Source organism: Caulobacter sp. FWC26, from assembly GCF_002742645.2.
GTDB lineage: Bacteria > Pseudomonadota > Alphaproteobacteria > Caulobacterales > Caulobacteraceae > Caulobacter.
The window spans coordinates 3,064,091-3,090,512 of record NZ_CP033875.1 but is presented as its reverse complement, the minus strand read 5'-3'; the positions used below and the strand labels follow the sequence as shown (position 1 = coordinate 3,090,512).

General features: G+C 66.4%; 28 protein-coding genes. 14 read left to right on the top strand and 14 right to left on the bottom strand.

All coding sequences use genetic code 11. The annotated features are described in order from the left end of the window. Window positions 1-72: 72 nt before the first annotated feature. On the top strand, window positions 73-1,569 hold the full coding sequence (locus tag CSW63_RS16310; RefSeq protein ID WP_062095544.1) for a CoA-acylating methylmalonate-semialdehyde dehydrogenase: 1,497 nt from the start codon (window positions 73-75) through the stop codon (window positions 1,567-1,569). A gap of 136 nt (window positions 1,570-1,705) precedes the next feature. Next, a complete protein-coding gene (locus CSW63_RS16305) occupies window positions 1,706-2,674 on the top strand; it encodes a M15 family metallopeptidase (RefSeq protein ID WP_082749441.1) in 969 nt (322 codons plus the stop codon). 112 nt (window positions 2,675-2,786) lie between these two features. Here CSW63_RS16305 and CSW63_RS16300 read toward each other — a convergent pair whose 3' ends face one another. From CSW63_RS16300 to CSW63_RS16290, 3 genes are all read right to left on the bottom strand, one after another. Next, a complete protein-coding gene (locus CSW63_RS16300; protein WP_062095541.1) occupies window positions 2,787-3,335 on the bottom strand; it encodes a hypothetical protein in 549 nt (182 codons plus the stop codon). 452 nt (window positions 3,336-3,787) lie between these two features. Further along, a complete protein-coding gene (gene nth, locus CSW63_RS16295; protein WP_062095538.1) occupies window positions 3,788-4,513 on the bottom strand; it encodes an endonuclease III in 726 nt (241 codons plus the stop codon). Window positions 4,514-4,593: 80 nt separating this feature from the next. After that, window positions 4,594-5,157: an NUDIX hydrolase gene (locus CSW63_RS16290; RefSeq protein WP_082749446.1), complete on the bottom strand. Its 564-nt coding sequence runs from the start codon at window positions 5,155-5,157 to the stop codon at window positions 4,594-4,596. Between the two features lie 358 nt (window positions 5,158-5,515). Between CSW63_RS16290 and CSW63_RS16285 the strand changes: the two genes are divergently transcribed. Genes CSW63_RS16285 through upp form a run of 3 tightly spaced genes read left to right on the top strand, consistent with a single transcriptional unit; the run spans window position 5,516 to window position 8,840 of the window. Beyond that, on the top strand, window positions 5,516-5,980 hold the full coding sequence (locus CSW63_RS16285; RefSeq protein ID WP_062095535.1) for a (2Fe-2S)-binding protein: 465 nt from the start codon (window positions 5,516-5,518) through the stop codon (window positions 5,978-5,980). Window positions 5,981-5,982: 2 nt separating this feature from the next. Next, a complete protein-coding gene (locus CSW63_RS16280; RefSeq protein ID WP_062095532.1) occupies window positions 5,983-8,157 on the top strand; it encodes a xanthine dehydrogenase family protein molybdopterin-binding subunit in 2,175 nt (724 codons plus the stop codon). 53 nt (window positions 8,158-8,210) lie between these two features. Further along, window positions 8,211-8,840: a uracil phosphoribosyltransferase gene (gene upp / locus CSW63_RS16275; RefSeq protein WP_062095529.1), complete on the top strand. Its 630-nt coding sequence runs from the start codon at window positions 8,211-8,213 to the stop codon at window positions 8,838-8,840. Between the two features lie 8 nt (window positions 8,841-8,848). On the opposite strand, the gene CSW63_RS16270 is transcribed toward upp, so the two are convergent. The 7 genes from CSW63_RS16270 to CSW63_RS16240 form a co-directional block, all read right to left on the bottom strand. Then, on the bottom strand, window positions 8,849-9,247 hold the full coding sequence (locus CSW63_RS16270) for a Dabb family protein (RefSeq protein ID WP_062095526.1): 399 nt from the start codon (window positions 9,245-9,247) through the stop codon (window positions 8,849-8,851). Between the two features lie 36 nt (window positions 9,248-9,283). After that, window positions 9,284-10,183 (bottom strand): 5'-methylthioadenosine/S-adenosylhomocysteine nucleosidase, encoded by a 900-nt coding sequence (locus tag CSW63_RS16265; RefSeq protein ID WP_062095524.1) that lies wholly within the window; start codon window positions 10,181-10,183, stop codon window positions 9,284-9,286. An 82-nt stretch (window positions 10,184-10,265) separates the two neighbouring features. Next, a complete protein-coding gene (locus CSW63_RS16260; protein WP_062095522.1) occupies window positions 10,266-11,543 on the bottom strand; it encodes an amidohydrolase family protein in 1,278 nt (425 codons plus the stop codon). A 46-nt stretch (window positions 11,544-11,589) separates the two neighbouring features. Beyond that, a complete protein-coding gene (locus CSW63_RS16255; RefSeq protein ID WP_062095520.1) occupies window positions 11,590-12,027 on the bottom strand; it encodes an acetyltransferase in 438 nt (145 codons plus the stop codon). Between the two features lie 543 nt (window positions 12,028-12,570). Beyond that, window positions 12,571-14,067: a phosphomannomutase/phosphoglucomutase gene (locus CSW63_RS16250; RefSeq protein WP_062095516.1), complete on the bottom strand. Its 1,497-nt coding sequence runs from the start codon at window positions 14,065-14,067 to the stop codon at window positions 12,571-12,573. A gap of 86 nt (window positions 14,068-14,153) precedes the next feature. Then, complete coding sequence (locus tag CSW63_RS16245) at window positions 14,154-15,110, bottom strand: SIS domain-containing protein (RefSeq protein ID WP_062095514.1); 957 nt, start codon at window positions 15,108-15,110, stop codon at window positions 14,154-14,156. Beyond that, window positions 15,107-15,322 (bottom strand): hypothetical protein, encoded by a 216-nt coding sequence (locus CSW63_RS16240; protein ID WP_082749445.1) that lies wholly within the window; start codon window positions 15,320-15,322, stop codon window positions 15,107-15,109. The genes CSW63_RS16245 and CSW63_RS16240 overlap by 4 nt, the downstream gene beginning before the upstream one ends. Window positions 15,323-15,467: 145 nt before the next feature. On the opposite strand from CSW63_RS16240, the gene gpmA reads away from it, so the two are divergent. The 3 genes from gpmA to CSW63_RS16225 all read left to right on the top strand — a co-directional run bounded on the left by gpmA (window position 15,468) and on the right by CSW63_RS16225 (window position 18,899). After that, window positions 15,468-16,181, top strand: a complete 714-nt coding sequence (gpmA, locus tag CSW63_RS16235) for a 2,3-diphosphoglycerate-dependent phosphoglycerate mutase (RefSeq protein WP_062095510.1) — start codon at window positions 15,468-15,470, stop codon at window positions 16,179-16,181. A gap of 92 nt (window positions 16,182-16,273) precedes the next feature. Then, window positions 16,274-17,533: a pentapeptide repeat-containing protein gene (locus tag CSW63_RS16230; protein WP_062095508.1), complete on the top strand. Its 1,260-nt coding sequence runs from the start codon at window positions 16,274-16,276 to the stop codon at window positions 17,531-17,533. A gap of 100 nt (window positions 17,534-17,633) precedes the next feature. Further along, window positions 17,634-18,899, top strand: a complete 1,266-nt coding sequence (locus CSW63_RS16225) for a pentapeptide repeat-containing protein (protein ID WP_062095506.1) — start codon at window positions 17,634-17,636, stop codon at window positions 18,897-18,899. 79 nt (window positions 18,900-18,978) lie between these two features. Here CSW63_RS16225 and CSW63_RS16220 read toward each other — a convergent pair whose 3' ends face one another. Continuing rightward, on the bottom strand, window positions 18,979-19,437 hold the full coding sequence (locus tag CSW63_RS16220) for an Hsp20 family protein (RefSeq protein ID WP_062095504.1): 459 nt from the start codon (window positions 19,435-19,437) through the stop codon (window positions 18,979-18,981). 231 nt (window positions 19,438-19,668) lie between these two features. On the opposite strand from CSW63_RS16220, the gene CSW63_RS16215 reads away from it, so the two are divergent. From CSW63_RS16215 to CSW63_RS16195, 5 genes are all read left to right on the top strand, one after another. Then, entirely contained in the window at window positions 19,669-20,511 is an 843-nt protein-coding gene (locus CSW63_RS16215; protein WP_062095502.1) for a class I SAM-dependent methyltransferase, read from the top strand. 44 nt (window positions 20,512-20,555) lie between these two features. Continuing rightward, window positions 20,556-21,452 (top strand): class I SAM-dependent methyltransferase, encoded by an 897-nt coding sequence (locus tag CSW63_RS16210; protein WP_099503255.1) that lies wholly within the window; start codon window positions 20,556-20,558, stop codon window positions 21,450-21,452. 11 nt (window positions 21,453-21,463) lie between these two features. Continuing rightward, window positions 21,464-22,126: a DUF2987 domain-containing protein gene (locus tag CSW63_RS16205; RefSeq protein ID WP_231737423.1), complete on the top strand. Its 663-nt coding sequence runs from the start codon at window positions 21,464-21,466 to the stop codon at window positions 22,124-22,126. 88 nt (window positions 22,127-22,214) lie between these two features. Then, a complete protein-coding gene (locus CSW63_RS16200; RefSeq protein WP_010920115.1) occupies window positions 22,215-22,523 on the top strand; it encodes an SCP2 sterol-binding domain-containing protein in 309 nt (102 codons plus the stop codon). Window positions 22,524-22,526: 3 nt separating this feature from the next. Then, on the top strand, window positions 22,527-23,507 hold the full coding sequence (locus tag CSW63_RS16195; RefSeq protein WP_062095498.1) for an alpha/beta fold hydrolase: 981 nt from the start codon (window positions 22,527-22,529) through the stop codon (window positions 23,505-23,507). Here the strand turns inward: CSW63_RS16195 and hisN are convergent. Together hisN and CSW63_RS16185 are read right to left on the bottom strand one after the other, a co-directional pair. Further along, window positions 23,482-24,318 (bottom strand): histidinol-phosphatase, encoded by an 837-nt coding sequence (gene hisN / locus CSW63_RS16190; RefSeq protein ID WP_062095496.1) that lies wholly within the window; start codon window positions 24,316-24,318, stop codon window positions 23,482-23,484. The two genes, CSW63_RS16195 and hisN, sit on opposite strands and share 26 nt — an antisense overlap. Window positions 24,319-24,380: 62 nt before the next feature. Further along, on the bottom strand, window positions 24,381-24,776 hold the full coding sequence (locus CSW63_RS16185) for a helix-turn-helix domain-containing protein (protein WP_062095494.1): 396 nt from the start codon (window positions 24,774-24,776) through the stop codon (window positions 24,381-24,383). Between the two features lie 120 nt (window positions 24,777-24,896). On the opposite strand from CSW63_RS16185, the gene CSW63_RS16180 reads away from it, so the two are divergent. After that, window positions 24,897-25,841: a lysophospholipid acyltransferase family protein gene (locus CSW63_RS16180; protein WP_062095492.1), complete on the top strand. Its 945-nt coding sequence runs from the start codon at window positions 24,897-24,899 to the stop codon at window positions 25,839-25,841. Here CSW63_RS16180 and CSW63_RS16175 read toward each other — a convergent pair. Next, complete coding sequence (locus CSW63_RS16175; RefSeq protein ID WP_062095490.1) at window positions 25,838-26,356, bottom strand: response regulator; 519 nt, start codon at window positions 26,354-26,356, stop codon at window positions 25,838-25,840. The genes CSW63_RS16180 and CSW63_RS16175 overlap by 4 nt on opposite strands. Between the last annotated feature and the right edge of the window lie 66 nt (window positions 26,357-26,422).

Genomic DNA, 26,422 nt, shown 5'->3' with positions numbered 1-26,422 from the left:
GGCAGGATTTCGCGCGATACGGCGTGATCCTGGGGTGCTATTGACGCGCAAAACAGCGTTAGGGAGCGCATTATGCGAGACATCGCCCATTTCGTGAACGGTCAGACCCTGGTCGGAACCTCCGGCCGCTTCGGCGACGTCTTCAATCCCAATACCGGCGAGGTCCAGGCCCGCGTCCAGTTCGCGACCGACGCCGAGCTCGACGCCGCCGTGCAGGTCGCCGCCAAGGCGCAGATCGGCTGGGCCCAGACCAATCCGCAGCGCCGCGCCCGGGTGATGTTCGAGTTCAAGCGCCTGATCGAGCGCGACATGAACACCCTGGCCGAGATCCTGTCGTCCGAGCACGGCAAGGTCATCGCCGACGCCAAGGGCGACATCCAGCGCGGCCTGGAAGTCATCGAGTTCGCCTGCGGCATCCCCCACATCCTGAAGGGCGAGTACACCGAGGGCGCGGGCCCCGGCATCGACGTCTATTCGATGCGCCAGCCGCTGGGCGTCTGCGCAGGCATCACCCCGTTCAACTTCCCGGCCATGATCCCGATGTGGATGTTCGGCATCAGCATCGCGGTCGGCAACAGCTTCATCCTCAAGCCCTCGGAAAAGGATCCGACGGTGCCGGTCAAGCTGGCCGAACTGATGATGGAGGCCGGCGCGCCCGCCGGCGTGCTGAACGTCGTCCACGGCGACAAGAGCGCGGTCGACGCCATCCTGACCCATCCGCTGATCCGCGCGGTCAGCTTCGTGGGCAGCAGCGACATCGCCCACTACGTCTACCAGACCGGCACGGCGCACGGGAAACGCGTCCAGGCCATGGGCGGCGCCAAGAACCACGGCATCGTCCTGCCCGACGCCGACATGGACCAGGTGGTCAAGGACTTGTCGGGCGCGGCCTTCGGCTCGGCCGGCGAGCGCTGCATGGCCCTGCCGGTGGTTGTCCCCGTCGGCAAGGCCACCGCCGACGAACTGCGCGAGCGCATGGTCGCCGAGATCGGGACCTTGAAGGTCGGCGTCTCCACCGATCCCGACGCCCACTACGGCCCCGTGGTCAGCGCCCAGCATCGCGACAAGATCGCCGACTACATCCGCATCGGCCAGGAGGAGGGCGCCGAGCTCGTGGTCGACGGCCGCGACTTCAAGCTTCAGGGCTTCGAGAAGGGCTTCTTCATCGGCCCGTCGCTGTTCGACGGCGTCAAGAAGGGCATGAAGACCTATCACGAGGAGATCTTCGGTCCGGTGCTGCAGATCGTCCGCGCCGAGACCCTGGAAGAGGCCATGGCCCTGCCGTCCGAGCACCAGTACGGCAACGGCGTCGCCATCTTCACCCGCAATGGCCGCGCCGCCCGCGAGTTCGCCGCCAGCGTCAATGTCGGCATGGTCGGCATCAACGTGCCGATCCCGGTGCCGGTCGCCTACCACACCTTCGGCGGCTGGAAGCGTTCGGCCTTTGGCGACACCAACCAGCACGGCATCGAGGGCGTGAAGTTCTACACCAAGGTCAAGACGGTCACCGCGCGGTGGCCCGAGGGTGAGGTGGCCGATAGCAGCTTCGTCATCCCGACGATGAAGTAGCAATCATCCGTGTCATCCCGGGAGCTTCGAAGAGGCTATCCGGGATCCAGGGGCGGTTCGCACGGCGTTTCTTCACCCCCTGGGTTCCGGCTCTCCGCTACGCTACGGCCGGGATGACACGATAGGGGGCTGTGGCATGAGCAATCTGGTTCGACGATCTTTCCTGACGCTCACCGCCGCAGGCTTGGCCGCGCCCGCCGCCTTCGCCCAGAGCCGCGCCGAGCTGGCCGCCATCGGGCAGTACGGCGACAAGGCTGCGCCCCTCACCGTCTTCGAGCGGGACGGCGCGCTCCATATCGACGGCGACGGCTTCAAGGCCGCGCGCCTGCGCCCGCGCGGAGGGGGGCGCTACGCCATCGCGGGCGGCGGCGAGCTGATCCTGGAGACGGTCGCGGTTCGACTGAACGGCAAGTCTCTGGCCTTCCACGACTTCGGAGCCGAGGTCGAGGCGGCGATCCGCAAGGCCGTCCGGGCCGATCCGGTCCTGCTGCGCCAGCGGGCCCTGGCGGCCGCGCCGCCGGTTGAGGCGGGCGACAAGCTGCCCTCGGACCTGGTCGAGGTCACCCGCCTCGCGCCGGGGATTAAGCTCGACATCCGCTATGCGGGCTCGAACAACTTCATGGGGATTCCGCTTTACGAGACGCCGGCGGCCTATCTGCAGCGCCCGGCGGCGGAGGCGCTGGCGCGTATCCACCGCGCCCTGGCTGCGCAGGGCTATGGCCTCCTGGTCCACGACGCCTATCGGCCCTGGTCCGTGACCTGGATGTTCTGGGAGGCCACGCCACCCGAGGCCCGCATCTTCGTCGCTGATCCGGCCCAAGGCTCGCGCCACAATCGCGGCTGCGCGGTCGACCTGACGCTGTACGACCTGAAGACCGGCCAGCCGGTCGAGATGCCCAGCCGCTACGACGAGTTCTCGACCCGCGCCTATGCCGATTTTATTGGCGGCACGAGCCGGCAGCGTGCGCTGCGCGCGATCCTGCGCGAGGCCATGGAGGCGGACGGCTTCACCGTCTACGCCGAGGAATGGTGGCACTTCGACTACCGCGACTACCGCCGCTACCCGATCGGAACGAAGACGTTCACGGAACTGGCGGCGGGGTAGGGGGCGTTGGGAGCGTCTGGGATGGGGCGAAGGCCCCCTCAGCGTCCACCCCGGCGTCCGGCGCCCGCCCTCAGTGGAGCCCCCACAGAACCCGCGCCCACCGCAAGTCGCGCTACGGATTGGCCCCGGTCGCGGGCGGTGCCGGGGGCGTCTTGATACCGGCCTCTTTCAGCGCGCGGGCAAATTCGCTCGAGGCCTTCAGGCGCGGCAGATACCGGATCGTCCGCCGGGCGCTCACGGGAAAGGACTGGGTGTCGTACGACCCGCGTTTCGAGCAGGTCGCCGCCTCGCAACGGGCGCCTTCGTCGCGCAGCACGATCGTCGGATTGCCCCTGGCGTCCCTGCCACGCTCAAGCGTCAGCGTGCAGCGCTCGCCCTGATAGCCCTTGACCGGACCGCGATAGCTGAGACGATCGCCTTCCAGGGTCGCTACGCCATAGAATTTGCAGCTATTGCCCGCTGAGAAGGTGAGATCGGCGCGGACATAGGCGCGGTCTGGCCCCACGGGCACGATTTCGAGCACGTCCTCCAACACGCCCGGCTCAGGCTCGGTCACGTTGAACCGCTGCTTGTAGACCCCGGACCATTCGGCGACACCGACAGCGGCCATCGCGCTCTCCGCAGCGAGGATAGCGATCACGAACAGGACGAGGCGCTTCATGGATATCTCCTCAGACGAGGGGGCTGTAGCGCAACCCAGCCACGGCAAGCAATCGCGCACGTCGCAGAGCGGACACGCCTGATGTCCGCAATGGGGGAAGTCGGACAGGCCGCAGGCCCCCACCGGACCATGCCTTGTATGGTCGTCCGCCCCCATAGGGGCAGAAGGTGCGCTCCCTTCTTCCCCTTATGGGGGAGGAGCGCCGAAGGCGCGGAGGGGGCGAGTATGGGTCGTGAGCAGCCTCTAACGACTCTCCAGAAACCCGACCTTCCCGGCGAACGCCGGGATCCAGATCGAACCTACGGGCGATCTATCCCGTTCGCGTTGCGCAATATCGCGTGACCCCGAACCGCCCAGGATGAATCTGGGCCCCGGCGTTCGCCGGGGAGGTCGGGATTCTGGGGATCACTTCAACCGTTCAAAACGTCGCCATCCTCACCTCACGTCCCCGCTTACCCTCGCGGCCGCCAAGCCAGCACCTCGGCGCTATGACCGACCCCCGCCTTGGCGCACATCTGCTTGACCGGGCAGGCCCCGCACTTGGGTGCTTCGGCCCCGCACAGCATCTGGCCCAGGCCTCGCTTCATCAGCCAGTGCAGTTCGAAAAGATCGTCGGCGGTCCAGGTCGCCGGCGCCATGGCCATCAGGGCGTGATAGGTGTTGGTCGTGTCGCCCGCGCCCACCAGGCCGATCCGTTTGGCGACGCGGTCGACGTTCGTGTCGACCACCAGGGCCCGCATGGCCAGGTCGCTGAAGTTCAGGACGCAGGCGGCGACCTTCACACCGACGCCGGGTAGGGCCTGAAGCTCCCAGCGCGCCTGGTCGACCTCCAGGTTTTTCAGGTGGCTGAGCGAGAGCCAGCCGACCTTCTCCTCGATCATGCGCAGGGCGGTGGTCAGGTGGCGGGCCTTGTCCTCCGGAAAGGTCACGTCCTGAATGGCCATGGCCACGTGGGCGACCTTGGCGCGCGAGAGGTCCTCCCACGACTTGAACGCCGCGCGCAGGCGCAGGAACGCCGCCCAGGACACCGCATCGGCCGTGCGGCCGCTGATCGACGACTTCACCAGCTGCGAGATCGGGTCCATCCGCGCCACCGGCCGCTGAGGCCCGAACTCGCAGAGCAGGGCGTCGCGGACGCTTTCCAGCGGAGACCGGGCCAGGGCTAGGGACAGCTGCATGGGACTTCGCTAAAATAGAACATAATGAGAACATTATGCGCGCAGCGAAGACTTGTCCACAGGCCTGTTGATCTAAGGATCTAGCCTCGGTAGCGGCCCCACAGCGCCGTGACGCGGCGGCGCAGGCGCTGGAAGGCCACGCGCATCGGTGTCGGGGCCTTGGCGGGCGTGTCGTGATCGCTGGTCAGGTCAACGCCGGCGAAGCGGGCGATGAGGTCGCGCAATTCCGGCTCCTGAACGGCGAGCGCGGCCTCGACCGGCGTCATCCATTCGAGCGTGCGTTGCCCCTGTTCAGGCCAGCTCTCGAGCTGCGCAGTGACCTCGAACGCGTAGACGTCGACCCTGACCTCGCGCGCCTGGCCGTTCTTGAGGCGCTTCAGGTAGCCATAGTCGCCCAAAGGACCGGTCGCGACGATCCCTCTCAGGCCCGCCTCTTCATAGGCTTCTTGCGCCGCGGCTTCCGGATCAGAACGACCCTTCATCGGCCAGCCCTTCGGAATCACCCAGCGGCGGGTTTCGCGAGAGGACACGAGCAGGACGCGCAGCGCCTCGCGCTCGCCGCGCCAGGGTAGAGCGGCGACTTGGCGGCGCTTGCCAGTCTTGCGTTCTTCCGATTTGCCGCCCGCTTGCCTCACGTCATCCAGAACCCGATAAAATAGAACCCGCCATCGTAGGCCTCGTCGGCGACGAGACCACGAAATCCTGGCCACGCTCAGCGCGCGGCCAACACACGGAGAGCCGCGCCGACGCTGACCATAGCGCCCGCGATCAAGGGAGTCGTCGCGATCGGAAGGCTCGACAGTCTGTCGTGATCCTATCGTCCCGTAACGCGTGGTGCGCCCCTTACGCGACAACGGCCGCCTTGTCGCGGAAATTGTCTTGGTTCGGATGATATCCCCGTCTCGCCACAATCTTCGTGGGGGAGAGCGCTTCCAAAACGCGAGTCTCCAAGCCAGATTGAAGAGGTTACGATGTCGCCCCCTGCAGCAGGAGCCCTTGGCCATGGCCTTTACGCTGAGCGTCAACGGAGAGCGCCGTACCGCCGACGTCGATGGCGACACCCCGCTGCTTTGGGTGTTGCGCGACACGCTGGGCCTCGTCGGCGCCAAGTACGGCTGTGGGGCGGCGTTGTGCGGCGCCTGCACTGTGCATCTGGACGGCGTTCCGGTGCGCGCTTGCGTCACGCCGATCAGCGGCGTGGGTGAGCAGAAGGTGACCACCATCGAGGGCGTGGGCAAGACGGCGGTCGGCGCCAAGGTGCAGGCGGCTTGGAAGGCGGTGGACACGCCCCAGTGCGGCTACTGCCAGGCGGGCCAGATCATGTCTGCCACGGCGCTGCTCACTACCACGCCCAAGCCGACCGACGAGGAGATCGACGCGGCGATGAACGGCAATCTGTGCCGCTGCGCCACCTACATCCGCATCAAAAAGGCGATCAAGGTCGCCGCCGGTCTGGAGAAGGCTTGATCATGGACGGCGAGATCCTGCGCGACCCGACCCGTCGCTTTGTCCTGCAGTCCGGGGCCGCCGTCGGCGGTGGCCTGCTGCTCAGCTTCACCATGTCCTCTGAAAGCCGCGCGGCGGGCGACACCAAGATCAACGCCTATGTCCGCATCGCGCCAGACGGCAAGGTGACTATCGCCTCCAAGGTTCCCGAGGTGGGGCAGGGCATCAAGACCGCCCTGCCGATGCTGATCGCCGAGGAACTGGACGTCGAGTGGTCGGCAGTGACGGTCGAGCAGGCGATCGCCGACGCCAAGGTCTACGGACGCCAGGTGGCCGGCGGCAGCATGGCCACGACGCTGGAGTATGACGGGCTGCGCCGGGTGGGCGCGACGGTCCGCGCCCTGCTGATCGCCGCCGCCGCCGCGCGCTGGAACGTCCCGGCCGACAGCCTGACGACCGAGCCGGGCGTCGTGGTCCACGCCGCCAGCAAGCGCCGCGCGTCCTATGGCGAGCTCGCCGAGGCCGCCGCCGCGCTGACGCCGCCGGATCCAAAGTCGCTGACTCTGAAGGATCCCAAGGCGTTCCGGATCATCGGCAAGAGCCACAAGAGCCAGAACCTCGACGCGATCGTCACGGGCCAGCCGACCTACGGCATCGACGTGCGCCTGCCGGGGATGCTGTTCGCCACCTTCGCCAAGGCGCCGGTCTATGGGGCCAAGGTCGAGTCAGTCGATCTGGCGCCGGCCAAGGCGGTAAGGGGCGTCCGAGACGCCTTCATCATTGAGGGCGGGACCAATCTCCAAGGGCTTATGCCCGGCGTGGCCGTGGTGGCCGACAGCTGGTGGGCGGCGCGCAAGGGCCGTGAGGCGTTGCAGATCCAGTGGGCCGAGCACCCGACGGCCAGCCAGAGCACCGCCAGCTTCGCCGCAAAGGCCGCCGAACTGGCCGCCGCGCCGCCGCATCGCAACCTGCACAACGACGGCGACGTCGAGGCGGCGCTGAAGGGCGCGGCCAAGACGGTGAAAGCCGCCTACAGCTATCCCTTCATCGCCCACGCAGCGCTGGAGCCGCAGAACTGCACGGCGCACGTCAAGGACGGCAAGGTCGAGATCTGGGCCCCGACCCAGAATCCCGAGTCCGGCCGCGCCCTGGTCGCGCGGGCGCTGAACGTCGATCCTTCGGCGATCACCATCCACCTGATCCGCGGCGGCGGCGGCTTTGGTCGCCGACTGATGAACGACTACATGGTCGAGGCTGCGGCCATCGCCGCCAAGGTTGATGCGCCGGTGCAACTGATCTGGACCCGCGAAGACGATATCCAGCACGACTTCTATCGTCCGGGCGGCTGGCACAACCTGACCGCCGGTCTGGACGCCAAGGGCGCGCTGGTGGCCTGGAAAAACCACTTCATCACCTTCGGCGAGGGCGAGACCTTCAACACCGCCGCAGCGATGAACGCGACCCAGTTCCCGTGCCGGGCCGTGGCCAACTACCGCCATGACGTATCGGTGATGCCGCTAGGCTTCCCGACCGGCTTCCTGCGCGCGCCGGGCAACAACGCCTTCGGCTTCGTGATCCAGAGCTTCACCGACGAGCTGGCCCTGGCGGCTGGAAAGGACCCTGTCGCCTTCCGTCGCGAGCTGCTGGGCGAGCCACGCCTGCTGGGCGAGCCGGGAAAGGGCGACAGCTTCCACACCGGCCGGATGCGCGGCGTGCTCGACCTCGCGGCCGAGATGTCTGGCTGGGGGCGCAAGCTTCCCAAGGGCACGGGTCTTGGCGTCGCCTGCCACTACAGCCACCTGGGCTATGTGGCGGTGGTCATGCAGGTGACGGTCAAGGACGGCGCGGTGAAGGTCGACAAGGTCTGGGCCGCCGCCGACGTCGGCCGCCAGATCGTCAACCCGAACGGCGCCGAACAGCAGGTGCAGGGCTCGATCCTCGACGCCATCAGCAGCACGCTCTACCAGAGCATCACCTTCGAGAAGGGCGCTGCGTCCAACAGCAATTTCGGTGATTTCCCGCTGCTGCGGATGGCCGATGCGCCGCCCGTCGAGGTGCGTTACAAGCTGTCGGACAACAATCCTACGGGCCTGGGCGAGCCGGCCTATCCGCCGGCGCCGGCGGCCCTGTGCAACGCCATCTTCGCGGCGACCGGCAAACGCATCCGGTCTTTGCCGATCGGCGACCAACTGGCCTGATTTCGAGACACCGTGCTAGGAGCGTGGCGACACGCTTCTAGCAAGGCTTTCTCATGTCCAACGTCACCGTCGTCAGCCATCCGCTCGTCCAGCACAAGCTGACCAAGATGCGGGACAAGACGACCTCGACGAAGACGTTCCGCGCCCTGATGCGCGAGACCGCGACGTTGATCTGCTACGAGGTCACCCGCGATCTGCCGATGGACGAGGTCCAGATCGAGACGCCGGTGGCGCCGACCACGGCCTATGAAATCGCCGGCAAGAAGCTGGTCTTCGCGCCGATCCTGCGCGCGGGTCTGGGCATGTGCGAGGGCATGCTCGACCTCGTGCCGTCTGCGCGTGTGGCGCACATCGGTCTTTATCGCGACCATGAGACGCTGGAGGCGGTCGAGTACTACTTCAAGGCGCCCGAGGACATCGCCGGCCGCCTTGTGATCGTGGTCGATCCGATGCTGGCCACCGGCCACTCGGCCATCGCGGCGATCGCACGCCTCAAGCACTACGGCGTCACCAACCTGCGTTTCGTCTGCCTGTTGGCCGCCCAAGCGGGCGTCGACGCGCTGCGCGAGGCGCATCCGGACGTGCCGATCTGGACGGCGGCGATCGACCAGACCCTCAACGAGCACGGCTATATCGTGCCGGGGCTCGGCGACGCCGGCGACCGCACGTTTGGTACGCGATAGAGCCGCCTTCAGACCGACATCGAGTCGTAGACCACCACCTTGCTCCAGAGATGGCTGCAGTCAGCCACAAACCTCTGGTGCAGCGGATGGTCCTGGTAGCGCTTCTGGTCCTCGACGCTTTTGAACACCATCAGCTCGGAGACATCGTAGCTGTTGTCGATGACATCGCGCTTCTCGGTCGAAGCGGGCACCCCGACGTGCAGTTGTTGGATGACGTCGATGGCCTTCAACGCCTTCAGCCCCGCGATCAGTTTGTCCCGATCGGCCTTGTCGCCCGGGGTCTTCAGCCAGAAGAACACTTGGTGAAACAGCATGGGCGCGTCGGGCGCGGCGCTGGCCGACGTCGCCAGAGTTGCGCCAGCTACAAGCGCCCCAGAGATCAGGACGCGGCGATCGAAAGACGACATGGTTTGCTCCTCCGGGGTCTGAACTCAGGGGGGAATCTAGGGCAGCGCCTTTACGAACGCCTTCACCACCGTGGCTGAGTTGTCCGAGGCCAGGGCCATGAAGGTGTGCATCTCGTTGGCGCCCGCGCCGCCGCCGGCCAGGTCAGACAGGCTGCGGAAGGCGATGAACGGGGTCTTGTTGACCAGGGCCACATGGGCGACGGCGGCGCTTTCCATGTCGACCACCCGGGCCTCGAAGGTGGCGCGCAGGTATTTGCGATAGGCGGCGTTGTCGAGAAACACCGGCGCCGAGACGCCGTTGCCGCCCACCACCACTTTCGGCGGATGGACCAGGCACTTGTCGGCAGCACAACGTTGCAGGGCCACCTGCGCCGCGACCTTGCGCGCCGTGTCCAACAGGCTGGCGTCGGCCGGGAACCAGACGCGGGCCGGCGTCCCCAACGCGTCGCCGGGCATGTGAATGCCGCGCGGGAAGATCATGCCATAGTTGGCAAGGGTGGTCGTTCGGATGCTGGGCGCGACCTCGAAGCCCTTTTCGGTCTCGCGCGCGAAGGCGCTTTCCAGGTTCTGGGCCCATTGGTCGGCGACGACCACGTCGCCGATATCCAGGCCCTCGTCGACGCCGCCCGCGATCCCCGAGAAGACGATCCGCGTGATGTTGAAGCGGTCCAGCGCCATCTGGGTGGTCATGGCCGCGTTGACCATCGACACGCCGCTCAGGAACACCACCACCGGCTTGCCCTCGAGCCTGCCGGTCACGAAGCGCACACCGTTGACGTCGTGCGCCTTCTGCTCGGTCGTGGCGGCGTTCAGCGCGCCGATCTCCGGCGGGAAGGCCGAGATGACCGCCACGCGCGGCGTCTCGTCCAGCTTCTGCGCCAGGGCCGGCGAGACGAAGAGGAACAGGCAGGCCAGAACGAGGGCGGGCAGGCGCATGGCGACTCCTTTTAAGCAGCGCCGCCCTGATTAGCGGGCGGCGTGACCTGCCCCAAGGGGGACTGCGTCTTCGACACCACGATCAGGGACGAACGACGATTTTTCCGGCTTTCATCACCAGAACGACATCGCGCGTCGCCTCGATGCTCTGGGTCGGATCGCCCTTCACCGCGACGAGATCGGCCAGATAGCCGGATTTGATCTGGCCCAGATCGTTGGTCCGGCCCAGGACCTTGGCGTCCACCGAGGTGGCCGTCAGCAACGCCTGGGCGGGTGTCAGGCCGTAGCGGACCATCCACACCAGTTCCCGCGCGTTGTCGCCATGCTTGAAGACGCCGACATCGCTGCCCATGCCGATGGTCACGCCGGCCTTGACCGCCAGACGGAAGGCCCGCTCGGCCGCCTGCATCGCGGGGGTCGGCGTCGTCTTGCCCGCGACATAGCCGCCCAAATAGGTCGAGGTGCTCTCGACCGCCGTGAGGGTGGGGAAGAAGACAACGCCCTTTTCGGCCATGAGCTTGAAGGTGGCTTCCGATCCGCCATAGCCGTGCTCGATCGTGTCGACGCCGGCCAGGATCGCGCGACGCATCCCCTCGTCGCTGGAGGCGTGGGCCGAGACCGGGCGGCCGCTGGAATGCGCGGTCTCGACCAGCGCTCTCAGTTCCTCGACGCTGAACGTCGGCTGCGTCGAACCATCGGGCCCGACGCGATAGTCGGCATAGACCTTGATCCAGTCGGCGCCTGCGCCGGCCTGTTCGCGCACCGCTTTGACCACCTCGGCGACGCCGCTGGCCTCTTGCGCGCCCTGCGGGATTTCCGCGTCGGGATTGTAGTTCCGTCGCGCCGGACCATAGGCGCCGGTCGCCACGATCGCCTGCGTGGTCACAAAGAGGCGAGGGCCGGGAATCAAGCCCTCGTTGATCGCCTTTTTCAGCGGCACATCCGCAGTTCCCGCGCCCTCGGTGCCAAGATCACGCAGCGTGGTGAAGCCGGCCTCCAGCGTCGCCTTGGCCTGCACCGCCGCCCGCAACGTGCGATAGGTCGGGGTCTCCTTGAGGACCTGATCGTCCCACGAGGTCTCGTTATAGGGATGCAGGAACAGGTGGCTGTGCAGGTCCATCAGGCCGGGGATCAGTGTCGCGTCGGGCAGGTCGACGACCTCCGCGCCGGCGGCGTCGATCTGGGCGGCGGGGCCGACGGAAGCGATCTTGCCGTCCCTGATCAGCACGGCCCAGCCTTCGCGGGGCGGTCCCGCGCTCTCCGCAGTCCAGACCCGCGCGGGTTTGAGCAGGATCGGTTGAGCGGCGACCGCGAGGCCAGGCGTCAGGATCAGGGCGAGGGCGGTGAGCAGGCGGCGCATGGAATGACTCGCGAGGGAAGGCCGTGCAGATAAGCCGAAAATCGGCTCATACGCCAAAGCGCAGATGGATCAGCGGGTACGGACGGCCCTGGCCGTCGGTCGCTGACCAGCCGATGCGCTCGAAGCCCATGTGCTCGTAAAAGCCCAACGCCTGGGCGTTCTGCGCGTTGACGTCGGTGGTCAGGTGGGGATGCAACGCCAGCGCATAGTCGATCATCATCGCGCCGAGGCCGGCTCCGCGATACTCGGGGTCGATGAACAGGGCCTCCATGTGGCCGTCGGCGATCAGCATGAAGCCCAAAGGGCGATCGCGGTCATCGACGGCCAGCACAAGCGGCGCCGCAGGGAGAAAGGCCTCGACCTCGCGACCGATTGAGGCGCGATCCTCGGGCGTCAGGAAGTCATGCGTTGCGTCGACGGCCGCGGCCCAGATCGCGACGACGCGATCACCGTCCTGGGGCTGAGAAGGACGAAGCTTGATCATGGGCGGTGACTACCCCGCCGCAATGTCGCGCGCCAGCCAACCGGCCGGACGCAGCATATTTCAAGACGTCCCTGATAAACCGGGGGCTCGCTCCCCATATAAGCATCAGTCGCCGTCGGGAGCGAACCGCATCGCGGTCAGCGCTCAGGCGTGGCGATGCTTGAGACCCCCCAAATGGACTGGCTCTTCCAGCTGTCGGTAGCCTGTATTGTCGCTGCGGCGCTCATGCTTCCCGCATTCCGTCTCTTCGTCGTGGCCCCGCGCCTCGCCCCCTCGCCCTACCGCCCGTTCAAGACGACGCCGCGATGAACGTCTATCCAGGCACGCTGCCCTCACCGCCAAGAGGGCTCAACGATCCGCGCTCAACGGGTACGCCGCCCTCCAAGCGCGTCGATACGCTCGCAAAGCGGGGCACCAGGACGTCCTGACACGCGACGTCCGATAGCCGGCCCGCTAAGGGAGGGGCAGGCGGCTTTAAGCCTGCCTCTTCGCCTTGTCGCGGACGCGCCGGATCGGATGTCCGGCCACTCCGGCGTTAACCGATCAGATCTCCTGATTGTACTTGCCGACCCGGTCGCCCAGGCGCGGCTTCACTTCCTGGCGGAAGAGGGCGCGCATGTCGTCTTCGGACTGGGTGCTCTCGACGACGACCACGACCTCGGGCTTGTTCGACGAGGCGCGGACCAGCACCCACGAGCCGTCCTCCAGGTGAACACGCACGCCGTTGACCGTGATCACCTCGGTGATCTTGCGGCCCAGGATCGAACCGCCGGCGGCGAACAGGTCTTCGTACTCCTTCACCACCTCGGCGACGACGCCGTACTTCACCTCGTCGGCGCAGTGCGGGCTCATGGTCAGCGAGGTGAAGGCCACCGGCAGGGCCTTGCGCATGTCCGACAGCTTCACGCCCGGATTGCGGTCCAGCATGGCCAGGATGGCCGCGGCGGCGGTCAGGCCGCAGTCGTAGCCGTAGCCGAGCTCGCCGTTCATGAAGAAGTGGCCGCTCTTCTCGAAGCCGGCCAGCGCGCCCAGCTCGGCGCTCTTGCGCTTGATGTAGCTGTGGCCCGTCTTCCAGTAGACGACCTCGCAGCCATGGGCCTTGAGGATCGGATCCGTCGCGTAGAGGCCTGTGGACTTCACATCGACCACGAAGGTCGCGCCCGGGTGCAGCGGCGCCAGATCCCGGGCCAGCATCAGGCCGATCTTGTCGGCGAAGATCTCCTCGCCCTCGTCATCCACCACGCCGCAGCGGTCGCCGTCGCCATCGAAGCCGAAGGCCAGGTCGGCCTTACGCTCGCGGACGGCGTGGGCCATCTCGTGCAGCATCTCGGCGTCTTCGGGGTTGGGGTTGTACTTGGGAAAGTTGAAGTCGAGGTCGGTGTCCATCGGCACCACCTCGGTAACGCCCATCTTCTGCAGGGCCTCGACCACGAAGGCGCCGGCCGTGCCGTTGCCGCAGGCGGCGATGACCTTCAGCGGCCGGGTGATGCTGGCGCGCTTGGCCACGTCGTCGATATAGCGCTGGGCCTGCCCCTGCACGCGGATCAGCTTGCCGCCGTCGCGCTCGACGAACTTGGCGTTGAGCACGATGTCCTTCAGGCGGCTCATCTCGTCGGGGCCGAAGGTCAGCGGCTTCTGGGCGCCCATCTTCACGCCGGTCCAGCCGTTCTCGTTGTGGCTGGCCGTGACCATGGCCACGCAGGGGATGTCGAGGTCGAACTGGGCGAAATAGGCCGTCGGCGACAGGGCCAGACCGATGTCGTGCACCTCGCAGCCGGCGCTGATCAGTCCCAGGATCAGAGCGTTCTTGATCGACGACGAGTAGGATCTGAAGTCATGGCCGACCACGATCTTCGATTGGCCAAGCTCGTGGATGTATGTCCCCAGACCAAGACCCAGGGCCTGGACGCCCAGCAGGTTGATCTCCGGTCCGAACAGCCAGCGCGCGTCATACTCGCGAAAGCCGGTCGCCTTGACCAAGGGCTCGTTCTCGTAGGCGGCGGTGTTGGGAACCAGGTCGGCGCGGGGAACGGAGAACATCGAAGGCTCGCTTTGGGAAGGACGAGGCCGCATGACCGGCCTGAGCGGGCCGGTAACACGGTGGCTTGTAAAGAGTGTGGCGCGGCCTAGATCACGCCGGCGCGCAGCAGGTCATGAACGTGCAGGACGCCCACAGGTCGCTGATCCTCTACGACGAACAGGACGGTTATGCGGCGATCGTTCATCAGCTTCAGGGCTTCTGCGGCCAGCGCGCCGGGCGCGATTGTCTGGGGCGCGTGGGTCATGACCTGACCAGCGGTGTGGGTCAGCAGCCCGTCCATATGGCGGCGAAGGTCGCCATCGGTGATCAACCCGGTCAGGCGGCCGGCGTCGTCGATGACTCCCACCGCGCCGAAGCGCTTCTCGCTCATCACCAGCAGCGCGTCTGGCATCGGGGACTCGGCGGGCACCAGGGGCAGTTCGTCGACCCCATGCATGAGGTCGCCCACGGTTCGCAGCATCGCGCCCAGTTTTCCGCCAGGATGGAAGACCCTGAAGTCGCTCGCCGTGAAACCACGCCGTTCCAGCAGGGCTACGGCGAGGGCGTCGCCCAGGGCGATCTGCAGCGTGGTCGAGGTGGTCGGCGCATTGACCTCCGCAGTGGCTTCCGGCGCGTCGGGAAGCAACAACAGGACGTCTCCAGCTTGGCCGAGCGGGCTGTCGGCCACAGCCGTCATCGCGATGAGCGGGATCGAGAAACGTTTGGCGTAGGTCAGGGTATCGGCCAATTCGCGGCCCGCTCCGGACTTTGACAGAGCCAGCACCACATCGTCGGGGCCGATCATGCCGAGGTCGCCGTGAGAGGCTTCGGCCGGATGAACGAACATCGCCTGGGTCCCGGTGGACGCCAGGGTCGCGGCGATCTTGCGCGCCACGTGGCCGGACTTGCCCATGCCGGTGCAGACCACGCGGCCCTTGGCGTTGAAGATGGTCTCGACGGATTGGACGAAGGCCTCGCCCAGCGAGTCGGAGAGCGCGCGCAGCGCGTCGGCCTCGACGGCAAGAACCCGACGGCCCACCTGAACGGCGTCGAAAGGGGTCATTGCGAAAGCTGGCTCGCCGCTTCGACGGCCTTCTTGGCCGCTTCGTCCCGCCGACGCGCCGAATCCTTTTCGCGCTGGATCTTGGCTTTCATCTCAGGGGTCTGCTGGACGGGCGTATGGCCGAAAGGCCCCCAGGAGCGGTCGCCCTGCCCTTGCGGCCAGACGAGGGAGAGGGCGATCAGCGCGGCGGCGATCAGGCCCATCAACGGCATGAAGATGCGATCAGGCATGGCCCGCCTATAGCACGGGCGGCGGCGCGGGGGAGGGGGCGAGCGCGCCAGCGATCGCCGTGACGCTTGACGCTCGCCCCGCAGGGCCTTAGCCCGCCCCCTGTACTTGATCTCCAAAGGAAGCCCGATGCCGACGCTCGTCCTGCTCCGCCATGGCCAGAGCCAGTGGAACCTGGAAAACCGCTTCACGGGCTGGGTCGACGTCGACCTGACCGCCGAGGGCGAAGCGCAGGCCAAGAAGGGCGGCGAACTGATCGCGGCGGCCGGTCTCCAGATCGATCACTTGTTCACCTCGGTGCAGACCCGCGCGATCCGCACCGGCAACCTTGCGCTGGACGCGGCCAAGCAGAGCTTCGTGCCGGTGACCAAGGACTGGCGCCTGAACGAACGCCACTACGGCGGCCTGACGGGGCTTAACAAGGCCGAGACCGCCGAGAAGCACGGCGTCGAGCAGGTCACCATCTGGCGCCGATCTTACGACATCCCGCCGCCGGAACTGGCCCCGGGCGGCGAATACGATTTCGCCCAAGATCGGCGGTACAAGGGCGCGACCCTTCCGTCGACCGAGAGCCTGGCGACCACCCTGGTTCGCGTTCTGCCGTATTGGGAGAGCGACATCGCTCCGCATCTGAAGGCGGGCGAGACGGTTCTGATCGCCGCGCACGGCAATTCGCTGCGCGCGATCGTCAAGCACCTGTTCAACGTGCCGGACGACAAGATTGTCGGTGTCGAGATCCCGACAGGCAATCCGTTGGTGATCGAACTCGATGGTGTGTTGAGACCCACCAGCGCGCGCTACCTTGACGAAAGTCGCGCCGAGGCTCTGCCTCCGGTCGAATAACGCCGGTAGGCGATAGCCGGAAGCTGTTGGAAACACGGCGTTAATTTTGGTCTGCGCAAGGTGGTTTCCTAAATGGGGACACCTTGCGAGCCATGAGCGCCGCCGCCGGCACCACGCAGGAATACAAGCGTCTGACGCAGTACGACGTGGATGTCATCTGCGCCAAGCACGACCGGCTGTGGTCGGCGCGGATGGGCGGCGCGCGCGCGGTGTTCGCCTTCTGCGATCTCTCCGGCCTGTCTGTGACGGGGCGGAATCTCTGCGACGCCGACTTCACCGGCGCGATCCTGGTCGGATGCGATCTACGCAAGACCAAGTTGGACAACGCCAACTTCTACGGCGCCGACATGCAGGGCGCGGATCTGACCGACGCCTCCCTGCGCCGAGCCGACCTGCGGGGCTCCAGCCTTCGCGGCGCGAACCTGACCGGCGCGGACATGTTCGAGGCCGATCTGCGCGAGGGAACGATCGCGGCCGCCGACCGAAAGGAAGGCTATCGGGTGATCGAGCCGACCCAGCGTGAGGCCTATGCGGCCGGCGCCAATCTGTCGGGCGCCAATCTGGAGCGGTCTCGACTGTCCGGCATCGTCGCCACCAAGGCCGATTTCAGCGATGCGATCCTGAAGGACGCCAAGCTGGTCCGAGCCAATCTCAAGCAGGCCAATTTCAATGGGGCCAATCTTGCCGGCGCCGACCTGTCGGGCGCGAACCTCGCCGGTGCGGATCTCCGAAACACCGTTCTGGTCGGGGCCAAGACCCTGTCTTGGAACGTCCACGACACCAATATGGAAGGCGCGCTGACCGACAAGCCGTCGGGCACCAGCGTTTCCGATCTGCCCTACGAGCAGATGATCGCCGACCACGCGCGCTGGATCGAAACGGGCGGGGCGGAGGGCAAGCCGTCGGTTTTCGACAAGGCTGACCTGCGCAATCTGCGCTCGATCCGGGGCTTCAATCTGACCGCGCTGTCGGCCAAGGGCGCGGTCTTCTACGGCCTGGATATGGAAGGGGTGCAGATGCAGGGCGCGCAGTTGGATGGCGCCGACCTGCGGGCATGCAATCTTCGCCGGGCGGATCTACGCGGCGCGCGGCTCAAGGGCGCGAAGCTGACGGGCTCGGATCTGCGCGACGCGCAGCTTGGTCCCCTTCTTATCGGCGCCGATCGCCTGCTTCCTGTCGACCTGACCGGCGCGATCCTGACCAACGCCGATCTGGCGCGGGCGGATCTGCGTCAGGCCCGCATGGCGGGCGCGGACGTGTCTCGGGCGAATTTTACCGGTGCGCAGATGCGAGACGTGGACTTGGTCGGCGCCATCCGTCTCGCGGCGCGCGGGCTTGATGATGTCATCTAGGAAATATTCCGCGACAAACCGACGCAGCCTTAACGCTTCGCTCGTCGATCCTCGCTAAAGTCCGCGTAACCAAGAACTGAATTCACATGGGGAAATCGTTATGAACGCCGCGCAAAGCGTGGCCGGGCGTCGTCGCCTGAGCCAAGCCGAGCTCGACATGATCGTAACGGCGCACGAGAAATTCGTTACCGGCAAGCAAGGGGGCAAGCGCGCTTCGCTCCGCTTCATGCAGTTGTCGGGCCTTGATCTGTCGTTTCGAAACCTGACCGACGCGGATCTTACCGCCTCCGTCCTGGACGGGTGCCGCATGGCGCGCACCAAGCTCGACCGGGCTAGCCTTTTCGGCTGCGACCTGCGCAAGAGCGACATGCGCCAGGCGTCCCTGGTGCGAGCCGATCTGCGCGGCGCCTGCCTGCGGGGGGCCAATCTCTCCCAAGCGGACCTGACCCAGGCCGATTTCCGTGAAGGGCAGATCGCGATTCCGCACCCGCGCAAGGGTTTGGACACGCTGCGGCACGAAGCGCGCCAGGGCGATGTCGACGAAGTCAACTTCTCCGGCGCCACCCTGGACGGGTCGCAGTTCGAAGGCGTCTCGGCTTTCAAGGCGGACTTTAGCGACTGCTCGCTCAAGGGCGCCAAGCTGTCGGGGGCGAACCTGAAGGAGGCCAACCTGACGGGCGCGATCCTGGACGGCGCCGATGTCCGGGGAACCAATCTCGAGGGGGCGAACCTTTCGGGCGCGGTGCTGGCCGGGGTCGACACATCGACCGCTCGGACCAGCGGGGCGCATATGAACGGCGCCTTGAAGACTCCCAGCCAGGAGGCCTTGGCCAAGGTCGACGAGCTGTTGCGCCGCTGCGTCGACAATCAGCGCTGGTGCCAGACCGGCGGCAAGGAAGGCTCCGCAGCGCGTCTGGACGGTGAAGACCTTCGTCCGCTGACTGACAAGCTGAAGGGTTTGCGTCTGACCGCGATGAGCGCCAAGGGCGCTTGTATGGTCGGGCTCGACTTGGCTGGCGCGCAGCTTCAGGGCGCGAACCTGCAGAACGCCGATCTGCGCGCCGCCAATCTGCGTGGGGCGGATCTGCGCGGGGCGAAACTGGCTGGCGCCAACCTGACCAAGGCCGACCTGCGACAAGCGTTCCTGTCGCCTCTGCCGCTCGGGCCGGAACGGGTCACGCAGTCGAACCTGCAAGCCGCTCGGATGCGGTACGTCATGCTTCAGGCGGCCGATCTCAGCGAGGCCATTCTGGACGGCGCTGATCTGCGCGGTTCGGACCTGACCGGCGCACGCGTGGCCAAGGCCAGCTTCCGGAACGTGGATCTCACCCAAGTCCAGGGCCTGGATCTGTCGATGCCGGATTGATCCCAAGAAAAAGGCGGCGCCTTTCGACGCCGCCTAGTTCAGTGGGGGGATTTGGGAAACAGAAAGACAGGGCCGCGGGTTAAGCGGCCTTTTCGCCCTCGATCAGGGTCGAGGCGGATGTCGTCTTGATCTCCACCGTGCGGGGCTTGAGCGCTTCGGGCAGCTCACGCTTCAACGCGATAGACAGCAGGCCGTTCGACAAATCGGCGTCGACCACCACCAGGTAGTCGGTCAGCTGGAACTTGCGCTCGAAGTTGCGCTCGGCCAGGCCGCGATGGAGGTACTGCTTGGCTTCGTCGTTAGCCGCCTTGCGGCCGGTGACGGTGAGCAGATTTTCCTTCACCTCGACATTCAGCTCTTCGGGCTTGAAGCCCGCTACCGCGATCTCGATCCGGTACTCGTTCTCGCCGGTGCGTTCGATGTTGTAGGGAGGGTAGCCCGAGGCCGCTTCATTGCGCGCGGCGGCGTCCAGCTGGTCGGCGAGGCGGTCAAAGCCGACGAGCGAGCGGTACAGGGGCGAAAGGTCGATCGTACGCATAGGTTTCAGATCCTTCTCATCAAGCAAGGTCTAGTGTTTTCGTCCCTTCAGCGACCCGAAATCGGCGTCGCCAGCGGTCCGGAAGGCCCGGTCATCCAGCGCCTTCGTTGAGATAATTGGTGAGCCTGTTTTCCGGTTCAAGGGGCGCCAACTCACAGAACGTGAATCGTTTGACGCGCCGCCAAGCATGGCTAAGGTCGCCGCTCCCATTCGACCGAAGGACACTTCCCCATGCCGCTTCGTCGCCAAGTTCTCCTGCTCGCCGCCGCCTTCACCCTGTCCGCGCCTGCCGCCTTCGCCGCGACCGACGCCGCCCTGAAGGCTGCGATCGCGTCGCCGACCCGCCCCGCCGCCGACGTCGCTCGCGATGGCGCCCGCCATCCCTATGAGAGCCTGATCTTCTGGGGTCTGAAGCCCAAGCAGACCGTGATCGAGGTTTCGCCGGGTGGCGGCTACTGGACCGAGATCCTGGCGCCCTACGCCAAGGCCACCGGCGGGACCTACATCGCCGGCGTCGCCGACTTGGCTAACCCGAAGCTGTCAGAAGGCGCGCGCAAGGGCCGCGCCGACTTCGAAGCGCGCTTCGCGGACGCAGCCAAGTACGGCAAGCCGCAGTTCGCCAACTTCGGCCCGGTGTCGGGTCCGCTGGGCGCGCCAGGCTCGGCTGACATCGTGCTGACCGCGCGCAACGTCCATAACTGGACGGTGCAGCCGGGTGTCGCCGACAAGGTGTTCGCCGACTTCTTCGCGGTCTTGAAGCCGGGCGGCGTGCTGGCGGTCGAGGAACACCGCGCTGATCCGCGTTCGGAGAAGGCCGCCGGCGCTGACGGCTACCTCAACACCGCGACGGTGATCGCTCTGGCCGAGAAGGCCGGCTTCAAGCTGGACGCGCAGTCCGAGATCAACGCCAATCCCAAGGACACCAAGGATCACCCGTTTGGCGTCTGGACGCTGCCGCCGGTCAAGCGCACCGCCCCGGGCGGCCAGCCCGCAGATCCTAACTTCGACCGCAGCAAGTACGACGCGATCGGCGAAAGCGATCGAATGACCCTGCGCTTCCGCAAGCCGGCCTGACTTTCGCCAAGGTCCGCCGCCAAGCTGACCCGCGCAGTGGGGGAATGATGGTTCCAGTTCAACTCTGGTCGCGGCGAAGCTTGGTCGCCGGCGTCGGCGCTTTGGCCTTGGCGTCGTGTGGAAAAAAGGAAGACCCGGCGAAGGCGGAGGCCAAGGCCGCCGCCAAGGCGGGTCCGAACACGATCGAGGCCGCAGTGGCGGGTGGCTGGCGCCTCCCCGCCGATCGCGCGCGCGACGTGTGGCGCCACCCGGTTGAGAGCCTGAAGTTCTGGGAGCTCAAGCCTGGCCAGACCGTGGTGGAGTTCTGGCCGGGCGCGGGTTGGTACACGGACATTCTGGCGCCGTTCCTGGCCGACACGCGCGGCAAGCTCTACGAGGCCATGCTGGAGACAACCGGTCCCGCTGACCCCGCGGCTGCGGAGATTGTCGAGGGTTTTCAGCGCAAGCTGGCCGAGAAAAAGAAGGTGTATGGCGAGGTCGCGTTTACGGCCTTCGGCCCCACCAGCGGGCCCGTGGCTCCAGCCGGCAGCGCCGATCTGGTGCTTTTCCTCCGCAATCTCCACAACTGGATGGCGGGCGGAATCGCTGAGAAGGCCTTCAAGGACGCGCTGTCGGCGCTGAAGCCGGGCGGAATTCTCGGGATCGAGGAACATCGCGGCCAGCCGGGACGGGTTCAGGACGTGCTGGCTGAGGATGGCTATGTCCAGCAGGACTATGTGATCCAGATGGCCAAGGAGGCCGGGTTCGTCCTGGCCGGGACCAGTGAAATCAACGCCAATCCCAAGGACACCAAGGACCACCCCTTCGGGGTCTGGACCCTGCCGCCCACGCGCCTGTCTACGCCGCGCGGCGAACCGGCCGAGCCGGGGTTCGATCATGCCAAGTACGACGCGATCGGGGAGAGCGACCGCATGACTCTGAAGTTTGTGAAGCCCAAATGAGGCGGAGCCCGATGATCAGGCCGCTAGCCGCGACGGCGCTCAGCCTCGTTCTTGTGTCCGCCGCCGCGCCGGCTATCGCCCGGGAAAAGAGCGTTCCGGCCGATAAGGTCTTCGTCTATCTCGACAGGTTCCTGAAGGTGCCGGCGCAAGAGCGTAGCCGCATGCGCCTTGGGTACGTTCTGCGGAGCGACGGCAAGCCGCTGGGCGGCGTGAAGGTCGTCCTGGTCGAGAGCAATGGCGCGACGACGCCGCTGCCCGTCGGGCCTGACGGCGAGTTCGATCGCCTGCCAACGCTGGCCCAGCTGAATAGCAAGGCCAGGCTTGTTTTCGACCTGCCTGCGGACAAGAAGTTCGGGGTCAGCATGGGACCGACGCCGGTGCTCAAGCTGGCCCAGGACTATGACGCGCGTGAGCTGGCGCTGACGGTGTCGGAGTCGAACGCGGCGATGCGCAAGGCGGCCGGTCCAGGGCTGAGTCTCATGGTTCCCAAGTTGCCTGGGATTGGCTTCGTCGGCGCGCAGGGCGGTCAGATCGTCTATGGCGACGGCCGGACTGAAGCGCTTCCGATCGTCGGCGGCGCGCCGGTCTTCTATCCCGAGGCGCACAAGGGCGCCGCCCGCGTAAAGCTGTCGCGAACGCCCGCTAGGGTCGCGTTCGACGACGGCAAGAAATAAACCTGTGGCCGTTCTGAACGGTGTTTACTTATCCGCTTCAGCCGGTCTAGCTATTCGCCAATCCACAAGCGCAGAGGGAGATCGCGCCATGGCCACCATCCAGGAACTCACCGACAAGATCAAAACCGCCGTTGGCGACGACAGCGGCCTGGGCAAGTCCCTGAAGTTCGACCTGAAGGACGCCGGTGTCATCCACATCGACGGCGGTTCGGTCACCAACGAAGACAAGCCCGCCGACCTGACCATGACCCTGGCCCTGGACGACCTGGTCGCCATGGGCGAGGGCAAGCTGGACCCGACGATGGCCGTCATGACCGGCAAGCTGAAGCTGTCGGACATGGGCGTGGCCATGGGCCTGCAGCCCAAGATGGGCGCGCTGTTCGCCAAGCTCCGCTAAGCCATGGCGGGACCGGCGCCTCTGGTCTCGATTCCCGAGGCCCCGGTTCCCGACAGCGGCAAGGCCGAATGGTTCCGCGGCGCGGATGGGGCGACCCTCCGCGCCGCGACGTTTTTCCCGGACGGTCCCGCGCGTGGGACGGTGGTGCTGAGCCCCGGACGCAGCGAGCCGCTGGAGAAGTATTTCGAGGTCGTCGACGACCTCCTGGCGCGTGGCTTCGCCGTACTGCTGCATGACTGGCGAGGGCAGGGGCTGTCGGCGCGCGCCTTGCCGGATCGCCTCAAGGGCCACGCCCGAGGCTTCAGGACGTTCGTTGCCGACCACACGGCGCTGCTCGACGCGTTCGAGACGCGGATGCCCAAGCCTTGGATCGCCGTCAGCCACTCCATGGGCGGGTGCCTGACCATGCTGGCCCTGGCCCATGGTGAGACACGTTTCGCGGCTGCGGTCCTGTCCGCGCCGATGCTGGGTCTCAACACGGCCGGAGTTCCGCCCTGGCTGGCCCGGCCGTTGGCCTTCGTCATGTCGCGGATCGGGCTTGCGGGCGAGTACGTGCAGGCCCCTTACGATCCGCTGACTCAGACCTTTCAGGGCGACGGCCTGACCCATGATGAGCCACGCTACAATCGTTATCAGGTCCAACTGCGCGCCCATCCCGAGATCGCGCTGGGCGGGATGACCTGGGGCTGGGCCGACTTCGCCATCTCCGCTTGCGCCTGGCTGCGGGGGAGCAAGTCGGTCGAGGCGATCGCCGTTCCGGTGACGATCCTGGGGGCCGAACTCGACAACCGTGTGCTGAATGCAGACTCAATGGCGATTGCGCGACGCCTTCCCAAGGGGCGCTACATCGAGGTCCCCGGCGCTTTTCACGAGATCCTGGTTGAGACCGACGCTCGCCGTGCGGTGTTCTGGAGGGCGTTCGACGAGACGGTGGATCCGCTCGCCCCGCGCGAGCCGCTTATTTCGCCGAACGTTTCAGACTGACCAGCGCCTCGTCCAGCGGACGGCGGTCGCCGGAGATGACCATCTGGCCGCCGTTGGGACCCACGGGCTCGCCACGCCAGTTGGTGACCATGCCGCCGGCGCCCTCGACGACCGGGATGGCGGCCTCAATGTCCCAGGATTTCAGGCCGGCCTCGATGACCATGTCCATCTTGCCCATGGCCACCATGGCGTAGGCGTAGGCGTCGCAGCCCAGGCGCGCCAGCTTTGCAGCGGCGCGGACCTGCAGCCAGGCGCCACGCTCGGCTCCGTCGAAGCAGGCGTCCGGATCGGTGGTGGCGATGACGGCGTCATTGATGTTGGCGCACTCGCGAACGCGGATCGCGCGCTGCTGACCGCCCGCGACAAGGCGCGAGCCGCCTGCGTGGCCGACGAAGACCTCATCGATGAACGGCTGACCGATCGAGCCCAGCACGGGGCGTCCCTGATGGCGCAGGCCGATCAGGGTGGTCCACAGCGGCAGGCCGGAGATAAAGGCGCGCGTGCCGTCGATGGGGTCAAGCACCCAGACGAACTCGGCGTCGGGCCGGTCCTCGCCGTACTCCTCGCCGATCACGCCGTGTTCTGGATAGTGTTCCGAGATCAGCTTGCGGATCGCCGCCTCGGCGCCGCGATCAGCCTCGGTGACCGGATCGAAGGCGGCGTGGGTGTCGCGCGGCAGGTTCTTGCCCGCCCCCTTGTCCTCCAGGCCATGGTCGGCCCGGAACAGCGGCAGAATGACCTCTGCGGAAGCCCGATTGAGGTCGAGAATGAAGGCGTCGAGCGCGGCGAGCCGGTCAGCGGAGAGCGTCATGGGCGGGGATGTAGCCTCCCCGCCGCAGGTACGCCACCAATGACTGTATAGGCTCGCCGACTTTAAGCGTCGGCGTGTTCTGCGCCGCCGTTCAGCGACTTGGCCAGATCGAGCAGGCGACGGCGCGGACGCTCGCCCAGCAGGTAGTAGGCCCGGATCAGGTCCAGCGTTTCCTTGCGCGCGAACATCTCGCCGCCTTCCGCCGATTCGCCGGTCGTCTCGCGTCGCGTGTCAGACAGGCCATCGTAGAAGTAGCCGACCGGCACCTCCAGGGCCTCTGACAGTTGCCACAGCCGCGCGGCTGAAATGCGGTTGGCGCCGCACTCGTACTTTTGGATTTGCTGGAAACGCACGCCGACCGTGCCGGCCAGCTGCTGCTGGGTCAGACCCAGCAGACGACGGCGGCGACGCAGTCGCTTACCGAGATGAACGTCGATGTCATTGCCCATGGAAGCCATACCCCACTTCTTCTCCCGAGGACCCGTCCCGAAACGGAACGGTCTGGGTTGGCAGCCGCAAGTCGCGTGCCGGGCGAGACGCCGTTGCGCGAGGCGTGCGTGGGAGCCTACTAAGGGCGCATGTCCGAAAAGCGTCAGCCTTGGGTTCAGGACCTTCTGTGGCGGTTGGAAGCCTTCGGCTTCGACCTGTTCATCGGCGCTGTTCGCCTGATGGGCGTGGATCGGGCCTCGGACTTTGGCGGCTGGCTGGGTCGCACGTTCGGGCCGATGAGCGGGGCGCACAAGGTCGCCGCCCGGAATCTGAAGCTGGCGTTTCCGGACAAGGACGCCGCCTGGCATGAACAGATCCTGCACGAGCAATGGGACGGTCTCGGCCGCTCGTTCGCCGAGTTCCCGCTGATGGACAAGATCCTGCCGTCCACCGGCCGGGTCGAGGTGGTGGGCAAGGAGAGACTGGTCCAGATCGCCGAGAACCGGATCCCCGTGGTGTTCGTTTCGGGACACCTGTCGAACTGGGAGGTGATGCCGGCGGCGATCGTCGATAGCGGCGTCATCTGCGAGATGACCTATCGCGCGGCCAACAATCCCTATGTCGACAAGCGGATCAAGGAGAGCCGGTTCCGCTATGGCGTCCGACTATTTGCGCCCAAGGGGGGCGACGGCGCGCGTGAGCTACTGGAAGGGATGAAGCAGGGCAAGTCGGTCGCCCTGATGAACGACCAGAAGTTCAACAGCGGGGTAGCTGCGCCGTTCTTCGGTCATCTGGCCCATACGGCGCCTGGGCCGACGCGCCTGGCGATCCGCTTTGGCACGGTGCTGCAGCCGATGTCGGTTCAGCGCTTGAAGGGCGCACGCTTCCGAGCGGTGGTCCACGACCCGATCGTTCCGCCCAAGACCGGGGACCGCACGGCGGACATCGAAGCGGGCGTGCGAATGATCAACGCCTTCATGGAGGATCGCATTCGCGAGCGGCCGGCGGAATGGTTCTGGGTCCACCGACGCTGGCCGAACGAGGTCTACGCGGCGCTTGCCGAGCGCGAGCGGAACCAGGCTGAAGAGTCCTAGATTTCGACCTTGGGCGCCGGGCCATCCTTCTCGCCGGCGCGGCGGAAGGGGCCATGATAGTTCGGGTCGACGCGCCGACGGCGGCACGGGCCGAAATAGTCGGGCGAGCGGATGAACGGACGGGGATGGAAGATCACCGTGTTGATCCGGTCGAGCAAGGAGCGAGCGGTGACCGGTTTCACAACGATCTCGGTCACGCCTGCGTCGCGCGCTTCGAACACGCGGTGTCGTTCGGCGAATCCGGTTAGCATGATGATCGGCAGGAACGGATCGACGCTGTCCGGGGAATTGCGGACCAGTTGCGCGAACTGCACCCCATCCAGCGGACTCATCTTGAAGTCGACGATGGCGATATCGGTCTGCCAATCCCGCAGGATCTGCAACGCCTCGGCCCCATCCATGGCCTCACGAATGTGCCGTACCCCGACGCCCTTGAGGATCGTCGAAACGATCGCTCGGATGTGATGGTTATCGTCCACCAGTAGAAAGCGCAGCTTTTCGAGCACCGCCGACATGCGGGAGCCGCCTCCTCAAGGATCTCGCGGGAAGACCGAAACCGATGACCGCTCCCCCGGCGATCT

Coding starts and splice junctions, on each gene's coding strand:
- CSW63_RS16310 (WP_062095544.1), top strand. CDS start 73: ATGCGAGACATCGCCCATTTCGTGAACGGTCAGACCCTGGTCGGAACC.
- CSW63_RS16305 (WP_082749441.1), top strand. CDS start 1,706: ATGAGCAATCTGGTTCGACGATCTTTCCTGACGCTCACCGCCGCAGGC.
- CSW63_RS16300 (WP_062095541.1), bottom strand. CDS start 3,335: ATGAAGCGCCTCGTCCTGTTCGTGATCGCTATCCTCGCTGCGGAGAGC.
- nth (WP_062095538.1), bottom strand. CDS start 4,513: ATGCAGCTGTCCCTAGCCCTGGCCCGGTCTCCGCTGGAAAGCGTCCGC.
- CSW63_RS16285 (WP_062095535.1), top strand. CDS start 5,516: ATGGCCTTTACGCTGAGCGTCAACGGAGAGCGCCGTACCGCCGACGTC.
- CSW63_RS16280 (WP_062095532.1), top strand. CDS start 5,983: ATGGACGGCGAGATCCTGCGCGACCCGACCCGTCGCTTTGTCCTGCAG.
- upp (WP_062095529.1), top strand. CDS start 8,211: ATGTCCAACGTCACCGTCGTCAGCCATCCGCTCGTCCAGCACAAGCTG.
- CSW63_RS16270 (WP_062095526.1), bottom strand. CDS start 9,247: ATGTCGTCTTTCGATCGCCGCGTCCTGATCTCTGGGGCGCTTGTAGCT.
- CSW63_RS16265 (WP_062095524.1), bottom strand. CDS start 10,183: ATGCGCCTGCCCGCCCTCGTTCTGGCCTGCCTGTTCCTCTTCGTCTCG.
- CSW63_RS16260 (WP_062095522.1), bottom strand. CDS start 11,543: ATGCGCCGCCTGCTCACCGCCCTCGCCCTGATCCTGACGCCTGGCCTC.
- CSW63_RS16255 (WP_062095520.1), bottom strand. CDS start 12,027: ATGATCAAGCTTCGTCCTTCTCAGCCCCAGGACGGTGATCGCGTCGTC.
- CSW63_RS16250 (WP_062095516.1), bottom strand. CDS start 14,067: ATGTTCTCCGTTCCCCGCGCCGACCTGGTTCCCAACACCGCCGCCTAC.
- CSW63_RS16245 (WP_062095514.1), bottom strand. CDS start 15,110: ATGACCCCTTTCGACGCCGTTCAGGTGGGCCGTCGGGTTCTTGCCGTC.
- CSW63_RS16240 (WP_082749445.1), bottom strand. CDS start 15,322: ATGCCGTTGATGGGCCTGATCGCCGCCGCGCTGATCGCCCTCTCCCTC.
- gpmA (WP_062095510.1), top strand. CDS start 15,468: ATGCCGACGCTCGTCCTGCTCCGCCATGGCCAGAGCCAGTGGAACCTG.
- CSW63_RS16230 (WP_062095508.1), top strand. CDS start 16,274: ATGAGCGCCGCCGCCGGCACCACGCAGGAATACAAGCGTCTGACGCAG.
- CSW63_RS16225 (WP_062095506.1), top strand. CDS start 17,634: ATGAACGCCGCGCAAAGCGTGGCCGGGCGTCGTCGCCTGAGCCAAGCC.
- CSW63_RS16220 (WP_062095504.1), bottom strand. CDS start 19,437: ATGCGTACGATCGACCTTTCGCCCCTGTACCGCTCGCTCGTCGGCTTT.
- CSW63_RS16215 (WP_062095502.1), top strand. CDS start 19,669: ATGCCGCTTCGTCGCCAAGTTCTCCTGCTCGCCGCCGCCTTCACCCTG.
- CSW63_RS16210 (WP_099503255.1), top strand. CDS start 20,556: ATGATGGTTCCAGTTCAACTCTGGTCGCGGCGAAGCTTGGTCGCCGGC.
- CSW63_RS16205 (WP_231737423.1), top strand. CDS start 21,464: ATGATCAGGCCGCTAGCCGCGACGGCGCTCAGCCTCGTTCTTGTGTCC.
- CSW63_RS16200 (WP_010920115.1), top strand. CDS start 22,215: ATGGCCACCATCCAGGAACTCACCGACAAGATCAAAACCGCCGTTGGC.
- CSW63_RS16195 (WP_062095498.1), top strand. CDS start 22,527: ATGGCGGGACCGGCGCCTCTGGTCTCGATTCCCGAGGCCCCGGTTCCC.
- hisN (WP_062095496.1), bottom strand. CDS start 24,318: ATGACGCTCTCCGCTGACCGGCTCGCCGCGCTCGACGCCTTCATTCTC.
- CSW63_RS16185 (WP_062095494.1), bottom strand. CDS start 24,776: ATGGCTTCCATGGGCAATGACATCGACGTTCATCTCGGTAAGCGACTG.
- CSW63_RS16180 (WP_062095492.1), top strand. CDS start 24,897: ATGTCCGAAAAGCGTCAGCCTTGGGTTCAGGACCTTCTGTGGCGGTTG.
- CSW63_RS16175 (WP_062095490.1), bottom strand. CDS start 26,356: ATGTCGGCGGTGCTCGAAAAGCTGCGCTTTCTACTGGTGGACGATAAC.